This is a genomic window from Duganella sp. CF458, from assembly GCF_900113115.1.
GTDB lineage: Bacteria > Pseudomonadota > Gammaproteobacteria > Burkholderiales > Burkholderiaceae_D > Rugamonas.
Map to the genome: position 1 here is coordinate 147184 of NZ_FOOF01000013.1, position 20777 is coordinate 167960.

The window sequence follows — 20777 nt, forward strand, 5'->3', positions numbered from 1 at the left end:
GTATATTGGTGGGCATGACTACCTTGCCCACCTTCTTCCTGTCGCACGGCGGCGGCCCATGGCCCTGGATGCGTGACCAGTTCGGCAACGCTTACGACCAGCTGGATGCAGCGCTGCGCGACTTGCCGCGCCTGGCCGGCGGCAAGCCGAAAGCCCTGCTGGTGGTCACCGCGCACTGGGAGGGTCGCGACTTCCTCGTTTCATCGTCGGCCAAGCCGCCGATGATCTACGACTACGGCGGCTTCCCGCCCCATACTTACCAGATCCAGTACCCTGCCCCCGGTTCGCCGCAACTGGCGGCGCGCGTGATCGAATTGCTGGGTACCCGTGCCCGGCTGGATCCGGAGCGCGGCTTCGACCACGGCACGTTCAGCGCCATGTATCCCGCCTTCCCGCAAGCCGATGTGCCGATCGTGCAGCTCTCGCTGCGTCATGGCCTGGACCCGGCCGAACACCTGGAGATCGGGCGCCTGCTGCGGCCCTTGCGTGACGAAGGCATCCTGATCGTCGGCAGCGGCCTGAGTTACCACAACCTGCGCGCTTTCAACGCCGCCGGCGCCGAGGCTTCACACGTGTTCGATGGCTGGCTGCGCGACACGATGACTGCTGCGCCGGCCGAGCGCATCAGGCGCCTGCTGGAATGGGAGCGTGCACCGGCCGCGCGTATGGCGCACCCGCGCGAAGAACACTTGCTGCCGTTGATGGTGGTGGTAGGCGCGGCCGAGGATGCGGCCGCACAGGTGGTGTATCACGAAGACCGCTTCATGGGGGCGCTGGCGGTCAGCAGCTTCATGCTGGGCTGATTCCAGGGTGTCGCGGTCAGGTGCCGCGCTTGCCCTTCAGGCGTTCGGCTTCCTTCTCGGCGGCTTTGCGCTCCGCCTCTTCCGACTTGATGCGCTCCGCTTCCGCGTGGATCGCCAGCGCTGCGGCGCGGGTGGCCGGTGTTTCCAGCGAAATGCGGCCCAGCGCGCCGCTGCGGTAATCCAGCAACAGCATATGCGATGCTTTCTCGAAGTCCCAGTCGCCGCCCTTCAAGCGATAGCTGCGCAGTTGCGCCACGCGTTCGATCAGCGCCACGCCGTCCATGGCCGACACGTCGGCCTTGTAGCGCGCCTTCAGCAATTCCGGATAGCGCTGCAGCAGTTCTTCCGCCAGCCATACCGCCACTTCTTCCTCGATCAGCGCATTGGCGCCGATCGCATGCGAAGCCGCCAGCGCCATACCGTCGGACGGCATTTCGATCTTCGGCCACAGCAGGCCTGGCGTATCGATCAGCACCGTTTCCAGATCGAGGTAAATCTTCTGCTGCTGCTTGGTGACTGCCGGTTCGTCGCCCACTTTCGCCACGCGGCGCTTGAGCAATGCATTCATCAGGGTCGACTTGCCGACGTTGGGAATGCCCATGATCATCATGCGCAGCGGCTTGATCGGCTCGTTGCGGTGCGGCGCCAGCTTGCGCGCCTTGGAAATCACCTTGGCCACGTCGGACGGCTTCTTGGTCGTCATCGCATAGGCGGTGACGGTCTTGTCCTGCTCGAAATGGCGGATCCAGGCCGCGGTGGCATCCGGGTCGGCCAGGTCGATCTTGTTCAGGATCTTCAGGCAAGGGCGTTGGCGGAACTTGCGCAGTTCCTCCACCAGCGGATTGCAGCTGGCCGCAGGCAGGCGCGCGTCAACCACTTCGATGACGACATCGACGTCGGCCATCTGTTCCGCCGCCTTTTTCTTGGCGGCGTTCATATGCCCGGGGAACCATTGGATAGACATGCTCTTGCCTTACGAATCGAATCAACAATCCGCCATTTTACCTCAAGACCACCCTGCCGAACGAGGTGTCGGTGCGGGCGCCGGTGGCCTTGGGCGAGATGCCGAAACGACAAGTTTGCAGCCAGCTTACCGCATCGCGCACCACGCCGGCATCGAAATGCGCCGCCTCCGGCACGATGCGCTGCGCCTTGCCCTCGGGGTCGACCAGGAAGCGCAGCTTGATGGCGGCCCGGCCATCGGGGCGCTGCTCCAGGTTGTCGTAGCGCAGGAAGCGCTGCGACGGGGCGCAACTGCCGGGCAGCAGCATCGGCCGCAACGGCGCCGGGCCTTCCAGCGTCCAGGCATATTGCAGCGGGAAAACGGCGCCCTCGCGCGCCGCGGCCAGCCCCGGCTTGAAACGGCAGCGCGCCAGGCCGGCCAGCGCCGCCTGGTCCAGGATGCTCCAGCCGCTGCCTTGCTTCACATGCGCATTGCGCACGGCACCGTCGGCGCCGACCTGGAATTGCAGCATGGTGCTGCCTTCGATCTCATAGCGCACGGCTTCGCGCGGCCACTCGGGCACGGTGCAACTGGCCGGCGTGGCCAGCGACTCATAGGGAAAGGCGCTGGCACCGGCCAGCGCAAGCAACAGCGACAGCATGTCAGATCTCGGCCAGGGCCTTTACATGGGCGACCACGCTGCGGCCCAGGGCCGACAGGTTGTAGCCGCCTTCCAGGCAGCTCACGATGCGGCCTTGCGCATGCCGGCGCGCGACCTCCATCACCTGCTGCGTCATCCAGGCGTAATCGGCTTCCACCAGCCCCATGCCGCCCAGGTCATCCTCGCGGTGCGCATCAAAACCGGCGGAGATGAAGATCATCTGCGGCTGGAACGCATGCAGCGCCGGCAGCCATTTCTCCTGCACCAGGGCGCGCACCGTGTCGCCCTTGGAACCGGCCGGCACCGGCACGTTGACGCGGTTCGGCGTCTCCGGCAGCACTTCGCAATACGGGTAGAACGGGTGCTGGAAGAAGCTCACCATCAGCGCGCGCGGCTCGTCGAGCAGCGCTTCCTCGGTACCGTTGCCGTGGTGGACGTCGAAATCGACCACCGCTACCCGCTCCAGGCCGCGCACGTCGAGGGCGTGCTTGACGGCGATCGCCACGTTATTGAACAGGCAGAAGCCCATCGGCTCGGTCGGCCGCGCATGGTGACCCGGCGGGCGCACGGCGCAGAAGGCATTGTCGATCTCGCCGTCGAGCACGGCGTCGGTGGCTGCCACGGCGGCGCCGGCGGCGCGGCGCGCGGCTTGCCAGCTGTGAACGTTAAGCGAAGTATCGCCATCGATCGGATAGTAATCGCCGGCGCACGGCAGGTTGTCGCGCACGATGGCAATCGCATTGGCGGTATGGTTGCGCGCAATCGAAGCTTCATCGGCCAGCGGCGCGTCGCGGTGTTCCAGCAGGTCGTCGATGTGGGCATTGATCAACTGGTCGGCAATGGCTTGCAGGCGTGCCGGGCATTCGGGATGCCAGTCGCCCATTTCGTGGCGCTGGCAGTCGGGATGGCTGTAAATTGCTGTGCTCATGAATCGCGTTCTCGCATAGAATGCGAGTAATCTACCATGCGGCGGCAGGTCCACCAAAACACGTACCAAAACCATGTATACCAAATTACACGCCGTAGCACGCCAGGTTGGCCAGGTCATCGTCGGCAAAGAATTGCAAGTGCGCCAGTCCCTGACCTGCCTGCTGGCCGGCGGCCACCTTTTACTGGAAGACTTGCCGGGGGTCGGCAAGACCACCCTGTCGCACGCCCTGGCGCTGTCGCTCGGCCTGCAGTTCAACCGCATCCAGTTCACCAGCGACCTGCTGCCGGCCGACGTGGCCGGCGTTTCGATCTATGAACGCGAGCTGAATGCCTTCAGTTTCCACCCCGGCCCGATCTTCACCCAAGTGCTGCTGGCCGACGAAATCAACCGCGCCACGCCGAAGACCCAGTCCGGCCTGCTGGAAGCGATGGAAGAGCGCCAGGTCTCGGCCGACGGCGTGACCCGCCCCCTGCCCGAACCGTTCTTCGTGATCGCGACGCAGAACCCGACCCACCAGGTCGGCACTTTCCCGCTGCCCGAATCGCAGCTCGACCGCTTCCTGATGTGCATCTCGCTCGGTTATCCCGACGCTGCCGCCGAGCGCGCGCTGCTGATGGGCGAGGACCGCCGCCAGATGCTCAAGCATCTTCCACCGGCCATGACGCCGGCCGAACTGCACGCCGCGCAGCTGTCGCTGCGCCAGATCCACGCCGCTCCGGCCCTGATCGATTATGTGCAGGCGCTGGCGCAGGCTTCGCGCCAGAACGGTTTCTTTGCCGAAGGACTGAGCCCACGCGCCGCGCTGGCCCTGCTGCAAGCCGCGCGCGCCTGGGCCGCACTGGAAGGCCGCGACCACGCCATGCCGGAAGACGTGCAGGCCGTGCTGGTGCCGGTCTGCGCCCACCGCCTGCGGCCGCTCAAGTCTTCGCACGGCACTGCGCTGGCCAGCCGCGACCTGGTGCTGCAACTGCAAAAATCGGTACCGGTATAAGCCATGCTTGCTCCAGCGAGGAGAATGCTTGACCGCTGGCTGTTCCAGCTGAAGGACAAGGAAGCGGGCGAGGTGCACCTTGTGATGCGCCGCGTCTTCATCCTGCCGACCAGGCCGGGCATGGCCTTTGTCGGCCTGCTGCTGATCATGCTGATCGGCTCCGTCAACTACAACCTTGGCCTTGGCTTCGTGCTGACCTTTTTCACCGGGTCCTGCGCCGTCGTCGACATGTATATGACGGCCAAGAACCTGGCCTTCCTGCACCTGGCGCCCGGCCGCGCCCAACCGGTGTTCGCCGGCGACGAGGCCCAGTTCGAACTACTGGTGCGGAATGCCACGCCGCGCGACCGCTACGCGATCTGGCTCGGTTTCCAGGACGAGGGCGACGCGCGCCAGTCGATCGACGTCGCCGCCAAGGGCAGCGCCGCCGTGGTCCTGTCGCGCCCCACCACGGAACGCGGCTGGCTGGCCGCGCCGCGCGTACGGCTGTCCACCCGCTTCCCGCTTGGCCTGTTCGGCTCCTGGTCGTACTGGCAACCGGACCTGAAGGTGCTGGTCTACCCGCAGCCGGAGCTCACGCCGCCGCCGCTGCCCACCACCGGCGCCGCGCGCGAGGATGGCTACGGCACCGTGGGCCTGGATAACTTCTCCGGCATCCGCAATTACCAGCCCGGCGACCCGATGCGCCACCTGGCCTGGCGCCAGATCGCGCGCCTGCATCCTGCCGACGGCGGCAACCTGGTGAGCAAGCATTTCGAAGGCGGCGCCGTGTCCGACCTGCTGCTGGACCTGAAAGCGCTGCCGCCGCTGCTCGATATCGAGGTGCGCCTGTCGCGCTTGACCGCATGGGTACTGGAAGCGGAGCGGCGCGCCCTGCCCTATACGCTCCATGTCGGCCATCGCGAGATCGCGCAAGGCCTGGGCGAAGCGCATTGCGCCGAATGCCTGCGCGTATTGGCACTGCACGGCAAGGAGGGCGCATGATTGCCCGCCTGACCGGCATGGCCGGCCGCCTGACGCGCGACAAGGCCGATACCCTGCTGCTGCTGCTGGCGGCGGTGATGGTGCTGGCGCCCCACTTCGGCCACCTGCCGCTGTGGACGTCGGCCACGGTTTGCCTGACATTGTTCTGGCGCGGGGCGATTACCCTGCGCGGCAGCCGCCTGCCGCCAATGTGGCTGCTGCTGCCCGTCTCGCTGCTGGCGATGGGCGGCGTCTACCTGACCTTCCGCACCCTGCTCGGGCGCGAGCCGGGCGTGACGATGCTGGCCCTGCTGCTGACCTTCAAGCTGCTGGAGATGCACGCGCGGCGCGACCTGTTCGTGGTGATCTTCCTCAGCTTCTTCCTGCTGCTGACGAATTTCTTCTACTCGCAGTCGATTCTCACCGCACTGGCGATGATTGCCACCATCATCGTCCTGCTGTCGGCGCAGATCACCTTCCAGTTCACCGGCAGCGTGCCGCCGCTGGCGGCGCGCCTGAAGCTGGCCGGACGCGTCTTTCTCATTGCCGCGCCGCTGGGCGTGCTGCTGTTCGTCGGTTTCCCGCGCATCCAGGGCCCGTTGTGGGGCTTGCCCGGTGATGCCGGCGGCAAGAGCGGCATGTCCGACACCATGTCGCCCGGCTCCATGACCAGCCTGGCGCTGTCGGAAGAAGTGGCGTTCCGCGCCCGCTTCGATGGCGCCGCGCCGCCGCAGGAACAGCTTTACTGGCGCGGGCCGGTGCTGAGCAACTACGACGGGCGCACCTGGAGCCGCATCGGCCGCCCGTTGCATCCGGTTGCCCAGTTGCGCCTGGCCCGGCAGCTGGCCTGGAAAGGGCCGTCCTATCCCTATGAGGTGACGCTGGAGCCGGGCCGCCGCCAGTTCCTGTTCATGCTGGAGCTGAGCGATCCCGGCCCCAGTGTCGACGGAGGCAACCCGGCCTACACCGCGGAGCTGGAACAACTGGTGGGCGCCAGCAGCGACAAGCGCATGCGCTACACCTCGGTGGCGCACCCGAACCATGTCGCCCAGCCTGGCCTGGAGCCGGAAGTCCTGGAGCGCTGGCTGCAGCTTCCGCAAGGCTTCAATCCGCGTACGCTGCGCTATGCGGCGCAGATCCAGGCCCTGCGCGCCGAACGCGGCGACGATGTCGCCATCGCCACCGTGCTGGACATGTTCCGCAAAGGCTTTGAATACACGCTGGAGCCGGGCCGGCTTGGCCGCGATGAAATCGACGAATTCCTGTTCGATACGCGCAAGGGATTCTGCGAACACTTTTCCGGCTCCTTCGTCTACGTGATGCGCGCGGCGGGCCTGCCGGCGCGCGTGGTGAACGGCTACCAGGGCGGCGAACGCAATCCGGTCGACGGCTATTACACGGTGCGCCAGTCCGATGCCCATGCCTGGAGCGAAGTCTGGCTCGGGCCCCAGCGCGGCTGGACGCGCGTCGACCCGACCGCCGCCGTGGCACCCGAGCGCATTCGCACCAGCCTGGCGCAAACCTTGCCGCAAGTGGCGCCTTTCGGATTGCAAGGCTTAGCCGATTTGGCGCGCGACCAGACTTCCTGGCTGGCACAGATGCGTTTTGGCATCAGCGCGATGAATAATGCTTGGAATCAATGGATCCTCGATTACAATCCAAACAGGCAGCAAGATTTCCTCAGGGCACTGGCGGCCGCCTTTGGCGACTGGCGCCTGCTGGCAGGACTCGCCCTGTGCGCCGGGCTGGTGTGGTGGATGAAATACCGCCGCACCGAACGGGCGCGCGATCCCGTCGATGCCGCCTACCTCGCCTTCTGCCGCCAATTGGCGCGGCATGGCGTGGACAAGGCGCCGGACGAAGGCCCGCTGGACCTGGCGCAACGCGTGCGGCAACTGAAACTGCCGCACGAGAAAATAGTTGCCATGACAGGATTCCTGACGCTGTACGGCGCACTCAAATATGGCGCGCCGGCAGCACAACGAGAAGATAACCCAGTCGCACGGCTGAACAGTTTGCTGAAGCAATCCCGATGATTTTTCTAAAGAATTTCCCCTCCGCCATGCTGGCCATGGCTTGCATCGGCCTGGCGCCGGCAGCCGATGCCGCGCCGCGCAAGCCAGCCAAGGCCCGGCCCGCCCCCAAGAAGCCTGCTATTGATTACAGCGGCGAATTCGTCAACTTCGGCCAATGGAAGGACGTGCAGCAGTTCATGGGCGACATGGAACTGAAGCACGGTGTGCCGGTCGCCGAATCGGAAAAGCTGTTCCTTGAAGTGCGCTATATCGACGCGGCAGTGCAGCTGGTGAAGCCGGCGCCGCCGGGCAAGCCAAAGAACTGGCAAGCCTATCGCAGCCGATTCATCGAACCGAGGCGCATCAATGCAGGCGCCGAATTCTGGAACGCCCACCGCGACACGCTGGCGCGCGCCGAAGCGCTGTACGGCGTGCCGGCCGAAATCATCGTCGGCATCATCGGCGTGGAAACCATCTATGGCCGCGACATGGGCAAGTTCCGCGTGCTCGACGTGCTGGCCACCCTGGCCTTCTCCTATCCGCTGACGCCGAATCGCGAAGCGCGCATGGCATTCTTCCGCGGCGAACTGGAAGCGGCCATCGTCTCGGCGCGCCAGGCAGGCATCGACCCGCTATCGCTGACCGGCTCTTACGCGGGCGCAGTCGGCATGCCGCAATTCATGCCAAGCAATATCTACCAGCTGGGCGTGGATTTCGACGGCGATGGCAAGGTCGACCTGCGCAACTCGGCGGCAGATGCCATCGGCAGCGTCGCCAATTTCCTGGTGGCGCACGGCTGGAAGCGCGACGATCCAGTACGGCTGGCCTATCCGGCCACCGTCTCGCCCGAGCGTGCATGGGAGAAATACCTGAATACCGGCCTGGAAGCCCAGGTCAGCGGTGCCGACCTGCTGGCGGCCGGCGTGCACCCCGACACGGAATTGCCGCCGGGCTTGTATGGCTTGGTTGATCTGCAGAACGGATCGGATCCTACCGAATACTGGGTCGGAAGCAATAATTTCTTTTCTATTACAAAGTACAACCGAAGTTATTTCTATGCCATGTCGGTAGTCGAACTGGGGCGCGCCGTAAAGCTTTCAATGAGAGAAACTTTGTAACTGCGTGTAACTTGTGTGATATACAAGAGTATAGAATTACCCTAACACAAAAATTCAGGTAGAATTCTCTCAGAATGTTGCGATAGGACAACGCGTTTCGAGAGCAATATACTATTTTTTGTTGCACGCAAGTACTGCTGACCGCGCTGTTGTACAATTGTGTATATATTATGAAACTTGTTAAACAGGAATCCGTCTCAGGATTTGGGTCGTTAGCAGGACAACTTTAGAGAAGGAACAGAAGACATGACCAACCAAGTCGGTAATGATATGAACAACGAGTCGGAAGGCGATGATCTGCTGCAGTACAATCCGAACCGTCTGCTCGACACCCTGATCGAAAACCTGCGCCTGAAGAACGATGCGGCCCTGTCGCGCGCTCTGGAAGTGGCGCCGCCTGTGATCTCCAAGATCCGCCACCACCGCCTGCCGGTTGGCGCATCGCTGCTGATCCGCATGCACGAGGTTTCCGACCTGAGCATCCGTGACCTGCGCTACCTGATGGGCGACCGCCGCAATAAGTTCCGCATCAGCGACAAGCAGTTCAAGCCGAAAGAAGGCGTCGGCTCCGAAAACAAGGGCTGATTTCAGCTCCTGTTTTACCCTCCCCGCCCGGGGAGGGTGAGCGCCGCCACGCTTAGGCCGGGAACACGCCGGTCGACAGATAGCGGTCGCCGCGATCGCAGACGATGAACACGATCGTCGCGTTTTCCACCTGCTGCGAAATACGCAGCGCAATCTCACAGGCACCCGCTGCCGAAATCCCGCAGAAGATGCCCTCTTCAGCAGCCAGCCGACGCGCCATGCGTTCCGCCGCTGCCTGCGACACGTATTCCACCTGGTCCACGCGCGCCTTGTCGTAAATCTTCGGCAGGTAGGCTTCCGGCCATTTGCGGATGCCGGGAATCGACGAGCCCTCTTCCGGCTGGGCGCCGATGATGCGCACGTTCTCGTTCTGCTCCTTCAGGTATTGCGACACGCCCATGATGGTGCCGGTGGTACCCATGGCGGACACGAAGTGCGTGACGCGGCCTTCGGTATCGCGCCAGATTTCCGGACCAGTGCCCTCGTAGTGGGCGCGCGGATTGTCGCCGTTGGCAAACTGGTCGAGGATGATGCCCTTGCCGTCCTTCTGCATCTGCTCGGCCAGGTCGCGCGCGTATTCCATGCCGCCGGTTTTCGGGGTCAGGATGATGTTGGCGCCATAGGCGGCCATGCTCATGCGGCGCTCTTCGCTCAGGTTCTCCGGCATCAGCAGGATCATCTTGTAGCCGCGAATGGCGGCGGCCATGGCCAGTGCGATGCCGGTATTGCCGCTGGTCGCCTCGATCAGGGTGTCGCCCGGCTTGATCTGGCCGCGCTCTTCGGCCCGGCGCAGCATCGACATGGCGGCGCGGTCCTTGACCGAACCGGCCGGGTTGTCGCCCTCCAGCTTGCCGAGGATGACGTTGCCGCGCGCGGCGGCTTCTGCGCCGGGGATGCGTACCAGCTGCACCAGCGGCGTGTTACCGATGGTATCGGCGATTGTTTTGTATCCCATGGTTCCTGCTATGGTTTGTTCTGTCAAACGACCATTTTATCCGCTTCGGCCGCGAGGTGCAGGGACATGAAGACATAGCCCAGGCTTTCGCCGTCGATCCGGAACAAGTCCTGGATCTCGCCGGTCTGCACGAAACCACATTTCCGGTATAGCGCGCGCGCCGGGGCATTGCCCGCCAGGACTTCCAGGTCCACCCATTCCAGGCCCTGTTCGCGCGCCCAGCCGGCCGCCGTGGCCACCAGCGCGGCGCCCAGGCCGCTGCGACGGGCGGCGCGATGCACGCCCATGCCCAGCAGGCAGCGATGGCGGGCCGTCGCTTCGGGGCGCGAGCGCAGGTCGATATGTCCCATGATTTCGCCTTCGGACAGCGCGATCCAGACCCGGCGCCAGCCTTGCTGGCCGAAGCTGGCCTGCAGCCCGGTGTTGAAGCCATTCACCTTCTCCGGCGGGAAACCGGCGCTGGTGCGCGACATGGGCTGGAACAAGGGCGCGCCATCGCGTCCGTTATCAAGCAGGTGGTCGTTCAGGTAATGGAAGAAGGCGGCCAATTCCCCTGGTTGCAGCGGCCGGATCGTAAAGGTCATGGCAAATCATAGCAGGCCGGGGGAATTGCATTAAACTACATGGATTACTACAGGAGTTTTCATCCATGAGCGACACTGAAGTCATCTCCATTCCATCCACCATGGAAGGCCGCCGGCACCAGTTCAATCCGGTGCTGACCGAGCAGGAGATCAAGCGCCTGCACCGCTTCGGCACAGTGCGCCAATACGCACGCGGCGTGCGCATCCTGGAAGCGGGCCATACCTGCTTTGGCATGATCATCACGTTGAAGGGCACCGTCACCATCTGCAAATACGATGGCCTGGGCAATACTGAACTGCTGGCCGAACACGGTCCCGGCGAATTCACCGCCGAGGTATCGCAGCTGTCGGGCCGCCCTTCCCTGGTCAACGCCACCGCCAAGGACGATGTCGAAGTGCTGGAAGTGTCGCCGGAGAACCTGCGCGCGCTGGTGATCGCCGAAGCGGAATTGGGTGAGCGCATTGTGCGCGCCCTGATCCTGCGCCGCGTCGGCCTGCTGGAGCGCGAAGGCGGCGGCCTGGTGCTGGTGTCCCCGCCCGGCAATGCGGCCCTGTTCCACCTGCGCTCATTCTTGAGCAGCAACGGCTACCCTTACAGCATCCTCGACCCGAAAGAGGACGAGCAGGCGCGCGCGCTGTGCGAGTACTACGAACCGGGCCAGGACGACTGGCCGCTGGTGGTGTGTCCCGACGGCGTGGTGAAGAAAAACCCGAGCAATGCGGAAGTGGGCTACTGCATTGGCCTGCTGCCGGAAATCGATTCCGACAAGCTGTGGGACGTGGTGGTGGTCGGCGCCGGGCCTGCCGGCCTGGCGACCTCGGTGTATGCCGGTTCGGAAGGCTTGTCGGTGCTGGCCCTGGAGCAGCGCGCCTACGGCGGCCAGGCTGCGGCCAGCGCGCGCATTGAAAACTACCTTGGCTTCCCGACCGGCATTTCGGGCCGCGCCCTGGCCGGCCGCGCCTTCGTGCAGGCGCAGAAATTCGGCGTCGAAGTCGCCATTCCAGCGCCAGCCACCCGCCTGTTGTGCGATAGCTGGCCGCTGCGGGTGGAAATCGACGGCGGACAAATCGTGCGCGCCAAGACCGTGGTCCTGGCCAGCGGCGCGCGCTACAAGCGCCCCGACCTGCACAACATCGGCGAGTTCGAAGGCCGCGGCATCTATTTCTGGGCTTCGCCTATCGAAGCCAAGTTGTGCAAGTCGGAAGAAGTGGTGCTGGTAGGCGGCGGCAATTCCGCCGGCCAGGCTGCCGTATTCCTGTCCGGCTTTGCCTCCAAGGTGCATATGGTGATCCGCGGCGACGGCCTGAAAGCCACCATGTCGACCTACCTGATCGACCGCATCAAGGCCACGCCGAATATCGAACTGCACACGCATACCGAGATCGTGGCGCTGGAAGGCAACGACGACGGCCTGTCCAAGGTCACCTTCCGCTGCAAGGACACCGGCGAAGTTGACAGCTGCGACGTGTGCCGCATGTTCCTGTTCATCGGCGCCGACCCGAATACGGCCTGGCTGGCCGACTGCGGCGTGGAAGTCGACGCGCAAGGCTTCATCCGCACCGGTTTCGATGCCATCAAGGACCAGTGCCGCGCCAAGATGACGCTGGCCGATGCACCGCAGCGCGCGCCCCTGGAAACCAGCGTACCCGGCGTGTTCGCCATCGGCGACGTGCGCTCCGGCTCCACCAAGCGCGTAGCGGCCGGTGTAGGAGAAGGCGCGGCCGTGGTATCCCAGATCCACGCCTTCCTGGCCAACTTGCCGGTCACTTCCATCTGAAGCACGCTTGCCTGCCGCCGTCATGCACGGCGGCAGCCTGCCTTACTCACTTGCTTACTTGCGTGCAGCCTCCTTGCGGGCCGGTGCCGCGCCTTCACGCGATTTGCCGTTGACCATCAGCCCGGCCTCCGACAACTTCATGGCGTTTTTCTCGCCGATGCCCTTGACGCGCTGTTCCAGGTCGGCCCAGTCCTTGAACTCCCCTTTCGCGCGTTCCGCCATGATGGCCTTGGACTTGGCCGGGCCGATCCCTTTGACGCTATCGAGTGCAGCCTGATCGGCTTTGTTCACGTCAACCTGGGCGAATGCCATGCCCATGCAAGCGACCAACGCGGCGACGGCAAGCAGCAGTTTCCTGATCATGATGACCTCCATATGTGGACACGAGAAGACCTCGTTCAGCCACAACGCGGCCCGCGCCTTCCGGCTGACGCGAGGCACGCGCAGTTTGAGGCAGATCAATCAACGCACGACTAATTCCACACGACGGTTCTTCGCGCGCCCTTCCTCGCTGGCGTTGCTGCCCACCGGTGCGAGGTTGGCGACGCCACGCGGCATCATGCGGTTGGCGGCGATGCCATACTTGCCGGCCAGCGCATCGGCCACAGCCTGAGCGCGCTTCTGAGACAGGACCAGGTTGGCCTCGAACTCGCCCTGGTCATCGGTGTGGCCGACGATGAAGACTTTCGTTTTGGGCTGTGCTTGTAAAGCCTTGGCCATCTGCTCCAGCTGCTCGCTGGATTGCTCGCGGATCACAGCCTTGTTGGTGTCAAAGGTCACGCCATACAGCGCCACCTTGCCGTCACGCTGCAAGCCGTCCTGGATGGCGCGGGTGTCGACGGTCACCTTGCCGCCTTCCATCACAGTCGGTTCGACGATTTGCACGAACTGGCGCACGCGCTGGTAATCAGCGTATTCGGACAAGGCAACCATCACATAGGTACTGCCGCCCGGCCCAGGCTTGGCGGCGCTGACCAGGTGAAAGCGCGGCTGGTTGGCGCTGTTGAAAATGCTGTTGATATAAGCATCGGAAGATTTCCAGTTCACTTCGCGCGGCAACTCCTGCACCAGGCGCTGCGCCTTATCCTTTTCGCACTGGTCGGTCTCGCAGGCGTACAAGATCTTGAACCCGGCAGCACTCAACGCCTGCTGGTAATTGCGGTGAATTTCCAGCGCGCTGCGGCCTTTCGGCCCCCAGTAAAAGCGGTTGGCCGTCTTGCCCTCCACCTTGCGCAGGACCGGCTTGCCGGCTTCCGTGTCGACGACGCGGACCTGCCCCATATTCTCGCCGCCGTACATATGGAGCATCGAGCCCTCATAGCGATGCAGCAGCGGATGGTCGCTGCCGCCCGCGATGTCTTTGGAGAAATTGGGCTGGGCGTGTGCTTGCATCGAAAGCGCAGCAAGCAGGGAAAGGATGAGCAGGCGCATAGCAGTCCGGAAAGATTAAACGGATTGCCAATATAACAAAAATCCCTCGCCACCAGCGCTAATGAAAGTCGGGGTCAGCTCTGGCAATCGGACATAAATTTCGCAAGCGAAATTTATGTCCGATTGCCAGAGCTGACCCCGACTTTTATGCGAATAGTTCGTCGCGGGTGACGGTGGCGGTGCCGAGCTTGCCGACCACGATGCCGCCGGCGCGGTTGGCGGTTTCGACGGCTTCCTGCCAGCCGGCGCCGGAGCCCAGCATGGCGGCCATGGTGGCGATCACGGTGTCGCCTGCGCCGGAGACGTCGAACACTTCGCGGGCGCTGGCTTGTACGTTGTGGATGCCTTCGTCGGTGAACAGGGTCATGCCCTCTTCCGACCGGGTCAGCAGCAGCGCGTCCAGCGACAGTTCGGCGCGCAGGTTTTGCGCCTTGGTCACCAGCTGTTCTTCGCTGTTCCAGGAACCCACGATGCGCTTCAGTTCCGATTTGTTCGGGGTCAGCACGCTGGCGCCTTTGTAGGGCGAGAAGTCGTCGCCTTTCGGGTCGACCATCACGATCTTGCCGGCCGCGCGGGCGGTGGCGATCATTTCGGCCACGTCGACCAGGCCGCCCTTGTTGTAGTCGGACAGTACGATCACGTCGTATTCCGGCAGCAGGGTCTTGAACTGCACCAGCTTGTTGCGCAGCACGGCGTCGCTTGGCGGCTCTTCGAAGTCGATGCGCACCATCTGCTGCTGGCGGCCGATCACGCGCAGCTTGATGATGGTGGAAATCGCGCTGTCGTGTTTCAGGTAGCTGTGGATGCCGCCGCTTTGCAGCAGTTGCTCCACTTCCGTGCCGGCTTCGTCGGCGCCGACGATGCCCAGCAGGCCGGCGTGCGCGCCCAATGCCGCGGAATTGCGTGCGACGTTGGCGGCGCCGCCCAGACGGGCTTCGCGGCGTTCGATGCGCACCACGGGGACCGGGGCTTCCGGCGAAATGCGGCTGACGTCGCCGAACCAGTAACGGTCCAGCATGACGTCGCCGGCGACGAGGATGCGTACTTTATCGAGTGCGGGCGCTTTGCTCATATCAGTTCATTACGTTGAGTTCTTCGGTGCGGCGCGGCGGGTAGGAATCCCAGCGGCTGCAACCCGGGCAGTGCCAGTAGAACTGGCGGGCTTTGAAGCCGCAGTGGCTGCATTGGTAGCGGGCCAGCTTTTGCGTGTAGCCGTGCACCAGGTTCTTCACCATGGACAGTTCGGACAGTACCGAGGCCGGCGCATCCATCATGCGCGCTTCCAGCAGCTTGTCGAGGCCGAGCAGGGTCGGCGTGCGGCGCAGTTCGTCCAGCACCACTTGCTTGGCGGCGTCCACGCCATCCAGTTCGATGACCGCCTTGAACACCACTTCCAGCAAGTCGATCGAGGATGCCTGTTCCAGGTAGGACTTCAGCAGGCTGACGCCTTCCTGCGGGCGGCCGACCTTGCGGTAGCCGTCCATCAGGCGCGTTGCCACCAGGGCGGTGTGCGGCACGGATTGCTGCTCGACGCGGCGCCAGGTGAGCAGCGCGGCTTCGGTGTCGCCTTTGGCCAGCTGCGCATCGCCGCACAGGATGGTGGCGCGTACGCTGGAACGGTCGGCTTGCAGGGCTTGTTCCAGCAGGCTTTCCGCTTCTTCGGGCTTCATGTGCACCAGCGCGTCCTGCGCCAGCTCGCAGTAGAACTGCGAAATCTCTTTCTGGCGCGAGCCGGCGCCGGCTTCCTGCAACGCCAGTGCGGCTTCGATGGCGCGCTTCCATTCCTTTTCGCGCTGGTAGATTTCCAGCAGCGCCTTGCGGCCTTGCACGGCATAGGTGGTGTCAAGCAGGCGCGTGTAGGTTTCTTCGGCTCGGTCCAGCAGGCCGGCCTTCAGGTAATCCTGCCCCAACTCATATTCGGCGTGGGCGCGCTGTTCGGCCGGCAGGTCGGGACGCGACAACAGGTTCTGGTGCACGCGGATGGCGCGCTCCGTCTCGCCGCGGCGGCGGAACAGGTTGCCCAGTGCGAAGTGCATGTCGGCCGTCTCGGGGTCGAGCTTGACGATCTCGATGAAGGAGTCGATGGCCTTGTCCGGCTGGTCGTTCAGCAGGTGGTTCAGGCCACGGAAATAGCCGCGCGGCAGGGAGCGCGATTCGGACACCACGGCGCGGATATCGACGCGAGCGGCGATCCAGCCGAGGGCAAACATAGCTGGGATACCCAGCAGCCACCAGAGTTCAAAATCCATATTTCTCTTATTGCTGGGTGTTGATGCTATCCGGCAGCGGGCGCTCATTCACTTGCATGGCCGCGGTCTGCAGGGATTGGATAGTGGATTTCTGCTTGTTCGCTTCGCGGCGCTGGCGGAACAAGGTAGGAGTCAGCGCGAGGATGCACAGGGCGGCGCCGGCCACGAAGAAGGCCAGCAGCATCAGCACCAGTGGGCCGCGCAGCTCGTAATTCAGGAACAAGTGCAGGTCGACTTCCTGCGTATTTTTCAGGGCAAAACCAAAGAACAGGACAAACAGGACAACGCCGAAGGCGGTGGAAATAAATTTCATTCTTGGTTCCTATCTTTAAAACCGGTAAATCTGGGTCAGACCCAAGGGTCTGACCCTGTCTGCTCAACGGCCTGGGGTTTCGGTTGTGCGACTTTGATCTTCTTGAAAAATCAAAAGCCTTGAACCAAACCAGTGGCTTCGAAACCGTTGAGGGTCTGATCCTTGGGTCTGACCCAGGTTTACCGGTTCTAACCAACAAAAAAGGGGCCGGCAAATGCCCGCCCCTTCATTCTACTGTGCCAGAGACTCAGTCCTCAATAATCGGTTGCCCGACCATCGCATCGACCCGCTCGCGCAGCTGCTTGCCAGGCTTGAAGTGCGGCACCCGTTTTTCAGGGACCATCACTTTGTCGCCGGACTTCGGATTGCGTCCAATGCGTGGCGGCCGCGAATTCAGGGCAAAGCTGCCAAAACCACGGATCTCGATGCGCTGGCCTTCAGCCAAGGCGTTGGTCATCGCATCGAGAATGGTCTTGACGGCATACTCCGCATCTTTGGCCACCAGCTGAGAGTAACGCTCAGCCAGGCGGTTGATCAATTCGGACTTAGTCATCTAAGTGCCCGGTAGATTAGTTCTTGTTGTCGAACTTGGCCTTCAGCAGCGCGCCCAGGCTGGTGGTGCCGGAAGCGGCGCTGGAGTCAGCGGCCATCTTCGACATCACTTCAGCGGTGTCCGCGTTGTCTTTAGCTTTGATCGACAGCTGGATCGAACGTGCCTTGCGATCGATATTGATCACCAGGGCTTCCACGGAATCGCCAACCTTCAGGTGGGTGCCGGCATCTTCCACGCGGTCGCGGGAGATTTCGGAAGCGCGCAGGTAGCCTTCAACTTCTTCGGACAGCTGGATCACGGCGCCTTTTGGCTCAACCGACTTAACGGTACCGGTGACCAGGGAGCCCTTGTCGTTCATGGCTGCGAAGTTGTTGAATGGATCGCCTTCCAGTTGCTTGACGCCCAGGGAAACGCGCTCACGCTCAACGTCGATCGCCAGAACCACGGCTTCCAGTTCGTCACCTTTCTTGAACTTGCGTACGGCTTCTTCGCCGGACTCGGTCCAGGACAGGTCGGACAGGTGCACCAGGCCGTCGATGTTGCCTGGCAGGCCGATGAACACGCCGAAGTCGGTGATCGACTTGATCGCGCCTTTGACCTTATCGCCCTTCTTATGGGTCATGCCGAAGTCGTCCCAAGGGTTTGCCTTGCACTGCTTCATGCCCAGGGAGATACGACGACGCTCTTCGTCGATTTCCAGGACCATGACTTCAACTTCGTCGCCCAGTTGAACGACTTTGTTTGGAGCCACGTTCTTGTTGGTCCAGTCCATTTCGGACACGTGAACCAGGCCTTCGATGCCTTGTTCAACTTCAACGAACGCACCGTAGTCGGTCAGGTTGGTGACTTTACCGAACAGGCGGGTGCCTTGTGGGTAACGACGGGACAGACCGGTCCAAGGATCGTCGCCCAGTTGCTTCACGCCCAGGGACACACGGTTCTTCTCTTGATCGTACTTCAGGACCTTGGCGGTGATTTCCTGGCCCACGGTCAGCACTTCCGATGGGTGACGTACACGACGCCATGCCAGGTCGGTGATGTGCAGCAGGCCGTCGATGCCGCCCAGGTCAACGAACGCACCGTAGTCGGTGATGTTCTTGACGACGCCGGTCACCACGGTGCCTTCTTTCAGGGTTTCCATCAGCTTCTGACGCTCTTCGCCCATCGAAGCTTCGATGACGGCGCGGCGGGACAGAACCACGTTGTTGCGCTTGCGGTCCAGCTTGATAACCTTGAACTCGAGGGTCTTGCCTTCGAATGGGGTGGTGTCTTTAACTGGACGGGTGTCTACCAGCGAACCTGGCAGGAAAGCACGGATGCCGTTGGTCAGAACGGTCAGGCCGCCCTTGACTTTGCCATTGACGGTACCAACGACGATCTCGCCGGATTCCATTGCTTTTTCCAGTGCCAGCCACGATGCCAGGCGCTTGGCCTTGTCACGGGACAGGATGGTATCGCCGAAACCATTTTCCAGCGATTCGATGGCCACGGAAACGAAGTCGCCTACTTTGACTTCCAGTTCGCCTTGGTCATTCTTGAATTCTTCAACAGGAATGAAAGCTTCCGATTTCAGGCCGGCGTTGACGATCACAAAGTTGTGGTCCAGACGCACGACTTCAGCGGAGATCACTTCGCCAGAGCGCATGTCTTGACGCGACAGGGACTCTTCGAAGAGGGCTGCAAAACTTTCCATTATTTATTTCCAGGTTAGCCAGTAAGGCCCGCACTATGCGGCTTCAACTGGGTTGAGGGTTGAACAAAAACAGCTATTTATTTATGGGTGGCGGCCCACCATTTCAACACCTGCTCGGTCGCTTCATCAGCGTTCATGGCAGACGTATCGAGGAGGTAAGCACCCTCTGCTGGCGCCAGCGGTGCAATGGCCCGGTTCATATCCCGGTCGTCGCGCGCTTTCAAATCCATCAGCAGGTCTTGCATACTAGCAGAAATTCCCTTTCCGATCAATTGCTTATAGCGCCGCTCGGCGCGCGCTTCCACGGAGGCGGTCAAAAACACCTTCAAGGGGGCGTGCGGGAAGATCACCGAGCCCATGTCGCGGCCGTCGGCCACCAGCCCGGGGGTCTTGCGGAAACTCAGCTGCAGGCCGTACAGGGCTTGCCTTACTGCCGGCAAGGCGGCGATTTTCGATGCCGTATTGCCAACTTCTTCGGCACGGATGGCGTCGGTGACGTTTTCCTGCGACAGGTAGATGGCGTCGCCGGCGAAATGGATGTTGAGGTGCTCGGCCAGCTTGGCCAGGGCATGCTCGTCGTTCAGGCTGGTTTCGCGGCGCAGGGCCTGCAGCGCGGTCAGGCGGTACAGGGCACCGGAATCGAGGAGGTGGAAGCCAAGCTTCTCCGCGACCTTGTGGGCCACGGTGCCCTTGCCGCTAGCGGTCGGGCCGTCGATGGTGATGACTGGGATGTTCGATGTTGGCATATGGTTAATTTCTAAGCCGGTAGACCGATGCCTGACCCGCAGGGTCAGGCACCTATGACGCGACGGCCGCAGAGCGGTGCCTGACCCTGCGGGTCAGGCACCGAACTACCGGTTTTGGCTAAAAGTTAAACGCTACCACGCTTCGCGATCGACGCAAACGCGGTGAAATACTCCGGGAACGTCTTCGCGACGCATTTTGGATCATTGATGCGAACCTTGGCGCCCTGACGGACAAAGCCATCCAGCGAGGCGAGCGAGAAGCACATCGCCATGCGATGGTCATCATACGTATCGATGGCAGCCGGCAGCAGCACCGCTGGCGGGGTGACCGACAGCCAATCAGCGCCCTCTTCCACCTTGGCGCCCAGCTTGCGCAGCTCGGTCGCCATGGCCGACAGGCGGTCCGTTTCCTTCACGCGCCAGGAGGCGATATTGCGCAGGGTCGTGGTGCCTTCGGCATACAGTGCAGCCACGGCAATCGTCATCGCCGCATCCGGAATATGGTTGAAGTCCATGTCGACCGCCTTCAGCGGGCCGTTCGCACTGGCTTCGATCCAGTTGTCGCCCATGACGATGGTCGCGCCCATCTGCTCCAGCGCTTGCGCAAAGCGCACGTCGCCCTGGATCGAGTTGTTGCCCACGCCCTGGACGCGCACCGGGCCACGGCCAATCGCGCCGGCAGCCAGGAAGTAGGATGCGCTGGAGGCATCGCCTTCCACATGGATGGTGCCCGGGCTCTTGTACGTCTGGCCGGCCGGAATGGTGAACGACGACCAGCCGTCCTGCTCCACCACGCCGCCGAAGCGGCGGATCAGGTTCAGCGTGATTTCAATGTAAGGCTTGGAAATCAGTTCGCCTTCCACCTCAATGGTCACGGCATGCTCGCGCGCCATCAGCGGGGCGACCATCAGCAGAGCGGTCAGGAACTGGCTCGACACATCGCCACGCACCGACAGGCGTTGCGACTTGAACTCGCCGCTGCGGATGTGCAGCGGCGGGTAGCCCTTGTTCATGGTGTATTCGATATCGGCGCCGGCGGCATTCAGCGCGTCGACCAGGTCGCCGATCGGACGCTCGTGCATGCGCGGCACGCCGTGCACCTTGTAGTCGCCGCCGATCACGGCCAGCGCCGCGGTCAGCGGACGGATCGCGGTGCCGGCGTTGCCCATGAACAGGTCGGCGCTGCGCAGCGGCCAGCTGCCTTTCACGCCCTGCAGCACGTGCACGGTGCTTTCGCCTTCACGGTGTTCGGTCCACTCCACGCCCAGGGAGCGCAGTGCAGCCAGCATCACGGCGGTATCGTCGGACGCCAGCAGGTCGATCACGCGGGTTTCGCCTTCAGCCAATGCGGCCAGCAGCAGGATGCGGTTGGAAATGGATTTCGAACCTGGCAGGCGCACCGTGCCCTCGGCACGGGCGACCGGCAGCAGGTCGAGGTAATGCGGATATTCAGTCATGCGTGTTC

21 protein-coding genes are annotated in these 20777 nt (G+C 63.0%); 7 read left to right on the forward strand and 14 right to left on the reverse strand.

The annotated features are described in order from the left end of the window. The first annotated feature begins 14 nt into the window (after positions 1-14). A complete protein-coding gene (locus tag BM269_RS20375) occupies positions 15-803 on the forward strand; it encodes a DODA-type extradiol aromatic ring-opening family dioxygenase (RefSeq protein ID WP_090441203.1) in 789 nt (262 codons plus the stop codon). A 16-nt stretch (positions 804-819) separates the two neighbouring features. Here the strand turns inward: BM269_RS20375 and ylqF are convergent, their stop codons facing one another. Genes ylqF through BM269_RS20390 form a run of 3 tightly spaced genes read right to left on the reverse strand, consistent with a single transcriptional unit; the run spans position 820 to position 3335 of the window. Beyond that, positions 820-1767: a ribosome biogenesis GTPase YlqF gene (ylqF, locus tag BM269_RS20380; protein WP_090441206.1), complete on the reverse strand. Its 948-nt coding sequence runs from the start codon at positions 1765-1767 to the stop codon at positions 820-822. 37 nt (positions 1768-1804) lie between these two features. Continuing rightward, entirely contained in the window at positions 1805-2407 is a 603-nt protein-coding gene (locus BM269_RS20385; protein ID WP_090441209.1) for an energy transducer TonB, read from the reverse strand. Position 2408: 1 nt separating this feature from the next. Further along, complete coding sequence (locus BM269_RS20390) at positions 2409-3335, reverse strand: histone deacetylase family protein (RefSeq protein WP_090441212.1); 927 nt, start codon at positions 3333-3335, stop codon at positions 2409-2411. Between the two features lie 73 nt (positions 3336-3408). On the opposite strand from BM269_RS20390, the gene BM269_RS20395 reads away from it, so the two are divergent. From BM269_RS20395 to BM269_RS20415, 5 genes are all read left to right on the forward strand, one after another. After that, positions 3409-4329 carry an AAA family ATPase gene (locus BM269_RS20395; RefSeq protein ID WP_090441215.1) on the forward strand — a complete coding sequence of 307 codons (921 nt, stop codon included), beginning with the start codon at positions 3409-3411 and terminating at the stop codon, positions 4327-4329. 24 nt (positions 4330-4353) lie between these two features. Next, positions 4354-5313 (forward strand): DUF58 domain-containing protein, encoded by a 960-nt coding sequence (locus tag BM269_RS20400; RefSeq protein WP_229204722.1) that lies wholly within the window; start codon positions 4354-4356, stop codon positions 5311-5313. After that, a complete protein-coding gene (locus tag BM269_RS20405; protein WP_090441219.1) occupies positions 5310-7328 on the forward strand; it encodes a transglutaminase TgpA family protein in 2019 nt (672 codons plus the stop codon). Before BM269_RS20400 ends, BM269_RS20405 begins: the two co-directional genes overlap by 4 nt. Beyond that, a complete protein-coding gene (gene mltB, locus BM269_RS20410; RefSeq protein WP_090441222.1) occupies positions 7325-8425 on the forward strand; it encodes a lytic murein transglycosylase B in 1101 nt (366 codons plus the stop codon). Before BM269_RS20405 ends, mltB begins: the two co-directional genes overlap by 4 nt. Before the next feature lie 246 nt (positions 8426-8671). Then, positions 8672-9010, forward strand: coding sequence for a hypothetical protein (locus BM269_RS20415; RefSeq protein ID WP_090441225.1), 339 nt, complete (start codon positions 8672-8674; stop codon positions 9008-9010). Positions 9011-9062: 52 nt separating this feature from the next. Here the strand turns inward: BM269_RS20415 and cysM are convergent, their stop codons facing one another. Both cysM and BM269_RS20425 read right to left on the reverse strand, forming a co-directional pair. Continuing rightward, positions 9063-9965, reverse strand: coding sequence for a cysteine synthase CysM (cysM, locus tag BM269_RS20420; protein ID WP_090441230.1), 903 nt, complete (start codon positions 9963-9965; stop codon positions 9063-9065). Positions 9966-9988: 23 nt separating this feature from the next. Then, the gene (locus BM269_RS20425) at positions 9989-10549 is read right to left on the reverse strand and encodes a GNAT family N-acetyltransferase (protein ID WP_090441233.1); all 561 of its coding nucleotides are present in this window, start codon (positions 10547-10549) and stop codon (positions 9989-9991) included. Positions 10550-10614: 65 nt separating this feature from the next. On the opposite strand from BM269_RS20425, the gene BM269_RS20430 reads away from it, so the two are divergent. Beyond that, positions 10615-12327, forward strand: coding sequence for an FAD-dependent oxidoreductase (locus tag BM269_RS20430; RefSeq protein WP_090441235.1), 1713 nt, complete (start codon positions 10615-10617; stop codon positions 12325-12327). Positions 12328-12381: 54 nt separating this feature from the next. Here BM269_RS20430 and BM269_RS20435 read toward each other — a convergent pair whose 3' ends face one another. From BM269_RS20435 to aroA, 9 genes are all read right to left on the reverse strand, one after another. Then, complete coding sequence (locus tag BM269_RS20435) at positions 12382-12690, reverse strand: ComEA family DNA-binding protein (RefSeq protein ID WP_090441417.1); 309 nt, start codon at positions 12688-12690, stop codon at positions 12382-12384. A gap of 99 nt (positions 12691-12789) precedes the next feature. Beyond that, the gene (locus tag BM269_RS20440; protein ID WP_170860442.1) at positions 12790-13719 is read right to left on the reverse strand and encodes an OmpA family protein; all 930 of its coding nucleotides are present in this window, start codon (positions 13717-13719) and stop codon (positions 12790-12792) included. A gap of 184 nt (positions 13720-13903) precedes the next feature. Continuing rightward, positions 13904-14830 carry a D-glycero-beta-D-manno-heptose-7-phosphate kinase gene (gene rfaE1 / locus BM269_RS20445; RefSeq protein WP_090441243.1) on the reverse strand — a complete coding sequence of 309 codons (927 nt, stop codon included), beginning with the start codon at positions 14828-14830 and terminating at the stop codon, positions 13904-13906. Between the two features lies 1 nt (position 14831). Continuing rightward, a complete protein-coding gene (gene lapB / locus BM269_RS20450) occupies positions 14832-16007 on the reverse strand; it encodes a lipopolysaccharide assembly protein LapB (protein WP_090441246.1) in 1176 nt (391 codons plus the stop codon). Between the two features lie 7 nt (positions 16008-16014). Further along, positions 16015-16320, reverse strand: coding sequence for a LapA family protein (locus BM269_RS20455; RefSeq protein WP_090441249.1), 306 nt, complete (start codon positions 16318-16320; stop codon positions 16015-16017). 247 nt (positions 16321-16567) lie between these two features. Then, on the reverse strand, positions 16568-16873 hold the full coding sequence (locus tag BM269_RS20460; RefSeq protein WP_057260302.1) for an integration host factor subunit beta: 306 nt from the start codon (positions 16871-16873) through the stop codon (positions 16568-16570). A 16-nt stretch (positions 16874-16889) separates the two neighbouring features. Next, on the reverse strand, positions 16890-18566 hold the full coding sequence (gene rpsA, locus BM269_RS20465) for a 30S ribosomal protein S1 (RefSeq protein WP_090441252.1): 1677 nt from the start codon (positions 18564-18566) through the stop codon (positions 16890-16892). Between the two features lie 77 nt (positions 18567-18643). Continuing rightward, positions 18644-19312 carry a (d)CMP kinase gene (gene cmk / locus BM269_RS20470; RefSeq protein ID WP_090441255.1) on the reverse strand — a complete coding sequence of 223 codons (669 nt, stop codon included), beginning with the start codon at positions 19310-19312 and terminating at the stop codon, positions 18644-18646. A 125-nt stretch (positions 19313-19437) separates the two neighbouring features. Further along, positions 19438-20769: a 3-phosphoshikimate 1-carboxyvinyltransferase gene (aroA, locus tag BM269_RS20475; RefSeq protein WP_090441258.1), complete on the reverse strand. Its 1332-nt coding sequence runs from the start codon at positions 20767-20769 to the stop codon at positions 19438-19440. Positions 20770-20777 lie beyond the last annotated feature (8 nt).

Bases quoted from the DNA above. Each gene is read 5' to 3' on its own strand.
- BM269_RS20375 (WP_090441203.1), top strand. From the start codon at position 15: ATGACTACCTTGCCCACCTTCTTCCTGTCGCACGGCGGCGGCCCATGG.
- ylqF (WP_090441206.1), bottom strand. From the start codon at position 1,767: ATGTCTATCCAATGGTTCCCCGGGCATATGAACGCCGCCAAGAAAAAG.
- BM269_RS20385 (WP_090441209.1), bottom strand. From the start codon at position 2,407: ATGCTGTCGCTGTTGCTTGCGCTGGCCGGTGCCAGCGCCTTTCCCTAT.
- BM269_RS20390 (WP_090441212.1), bottom strand. From the start codon at position 3,335: ATGAGCACAGCAATTTACAGCCATCCCGACTGCCAGCGCCACGAAATG.
- BM269_RS20395 (WP_090441215.1), top strand. From the start codon at position 3,409: ATGTATACCAAATTACACGCCGTAGCACGCCAGGTTGGCCAGGTCATC.
- BM269_RS20400 (WP_229204722.1), top strand. From the start codon at position 4,354: ATGCTTGACCGCTGGCTGTTCCAGCTGAAGGACAAGGAAGCGGGCGAG.
- BM269_RS20405 (WP_090441219.1), top strand. From the start codon at position 5,310: ATGATTGCCCGCCTGACCGGCATGGCCGGCCGCCTGACGCGCGACAAG.
- mltB (WP_090441222.1), top strand. From the start codon at position 7,325: ATGATTTTTCTAAAGAATTTCCCCTCCGCCATGCTGGCCATGGCTTGC.
- BM269_RS20415 (WP_090441225.1), top strand. From the start codon at position 8,672: ATGACCAACCAAGTCGGTAATGATATGAACAACGAGTCGGAAGGCGAT.
- cysM (WP_090441230.1), bottom strand. From the start codon at position 9,965: ATGGGATACAAAACAATCGCCGATACCATCGGTAACACGCCGCTGGTG.
- BM269_RS20425 (WP_090441233.1), bottom strand. From the start codon at position 10,549: ATGACCTTTACGATCCGGCCGCTGCAACCAGGGGAATTGGCCGCCTTC.
- BM269_RS20430 (WP_090441235.1), top strand. From the start codon at position 10,615: ATGAGCGACACTGAAGTCATCTCCATTCCATCCACCATGGAAGGCCGC.
- BM269_RS20435 (WP_090441417.1), bottom strand. From the start codon at position 12,690: ATGATCAGGAAACTGCTGCTTGCCGTCGCCGCGTTGGTCGCTTGCATG.
- BM269_RS20440 (WP_170860442.1), bottom strand. From the start codon at position 13,719: ATGCAAGCACACGCCCAGCCCAATTTCTCCAAAGACATCGCGGGCGGC.
- rfaE1 (WP_090441243.1), bottom strand. From the start codon at position 14,830: ATGAGCAAAGCGCCCGCACTCGATAAAGTACGCATCCTCGTCGCCGGC.
- lapB (WP_090441246.1), bottom strand. From the start codon at position 16,007: ATGGATTTTGAACTCTGGTGGCTGCTGGGTATCCCAGCTATGTTTGCC.
- BM269_RS20455 (WP_090441249.1), bottom strand. From the start codon at position 16,320: ATGAAATTTATTTCCACCGCCTTCGGCGTTGTCCTGTTTGTCCTGTTC.
- BM269_RS20460 (WP_057260302.1), bottom strand. From the start codon at position 16,873: ATGACTAAGTCCGAATTGATCAACCGCCTGGCTGAGCGTTACTCTCAG.
- rpsA (WP_090441252.1), bottom strand. From the start codon at position 18,566: ATGGAAAGTTTTGCAGCCCTCTTCGAAGAGTCCCTGTCGCGTCAAGAC.
- cmk (WP_090441255.1), bottom strand. From the start codon at position 19,312: ATGCCAACATCGAACATCCCAGTCATCACCATCGACGGCCCGACCGCT.
- aroA (WP_090441258.1), bottom strand. From the start codon at position 20,769: ATGACTGAATATCCGCATTACCTCGACCTGCTGCCGGTCGCCCGTGCC.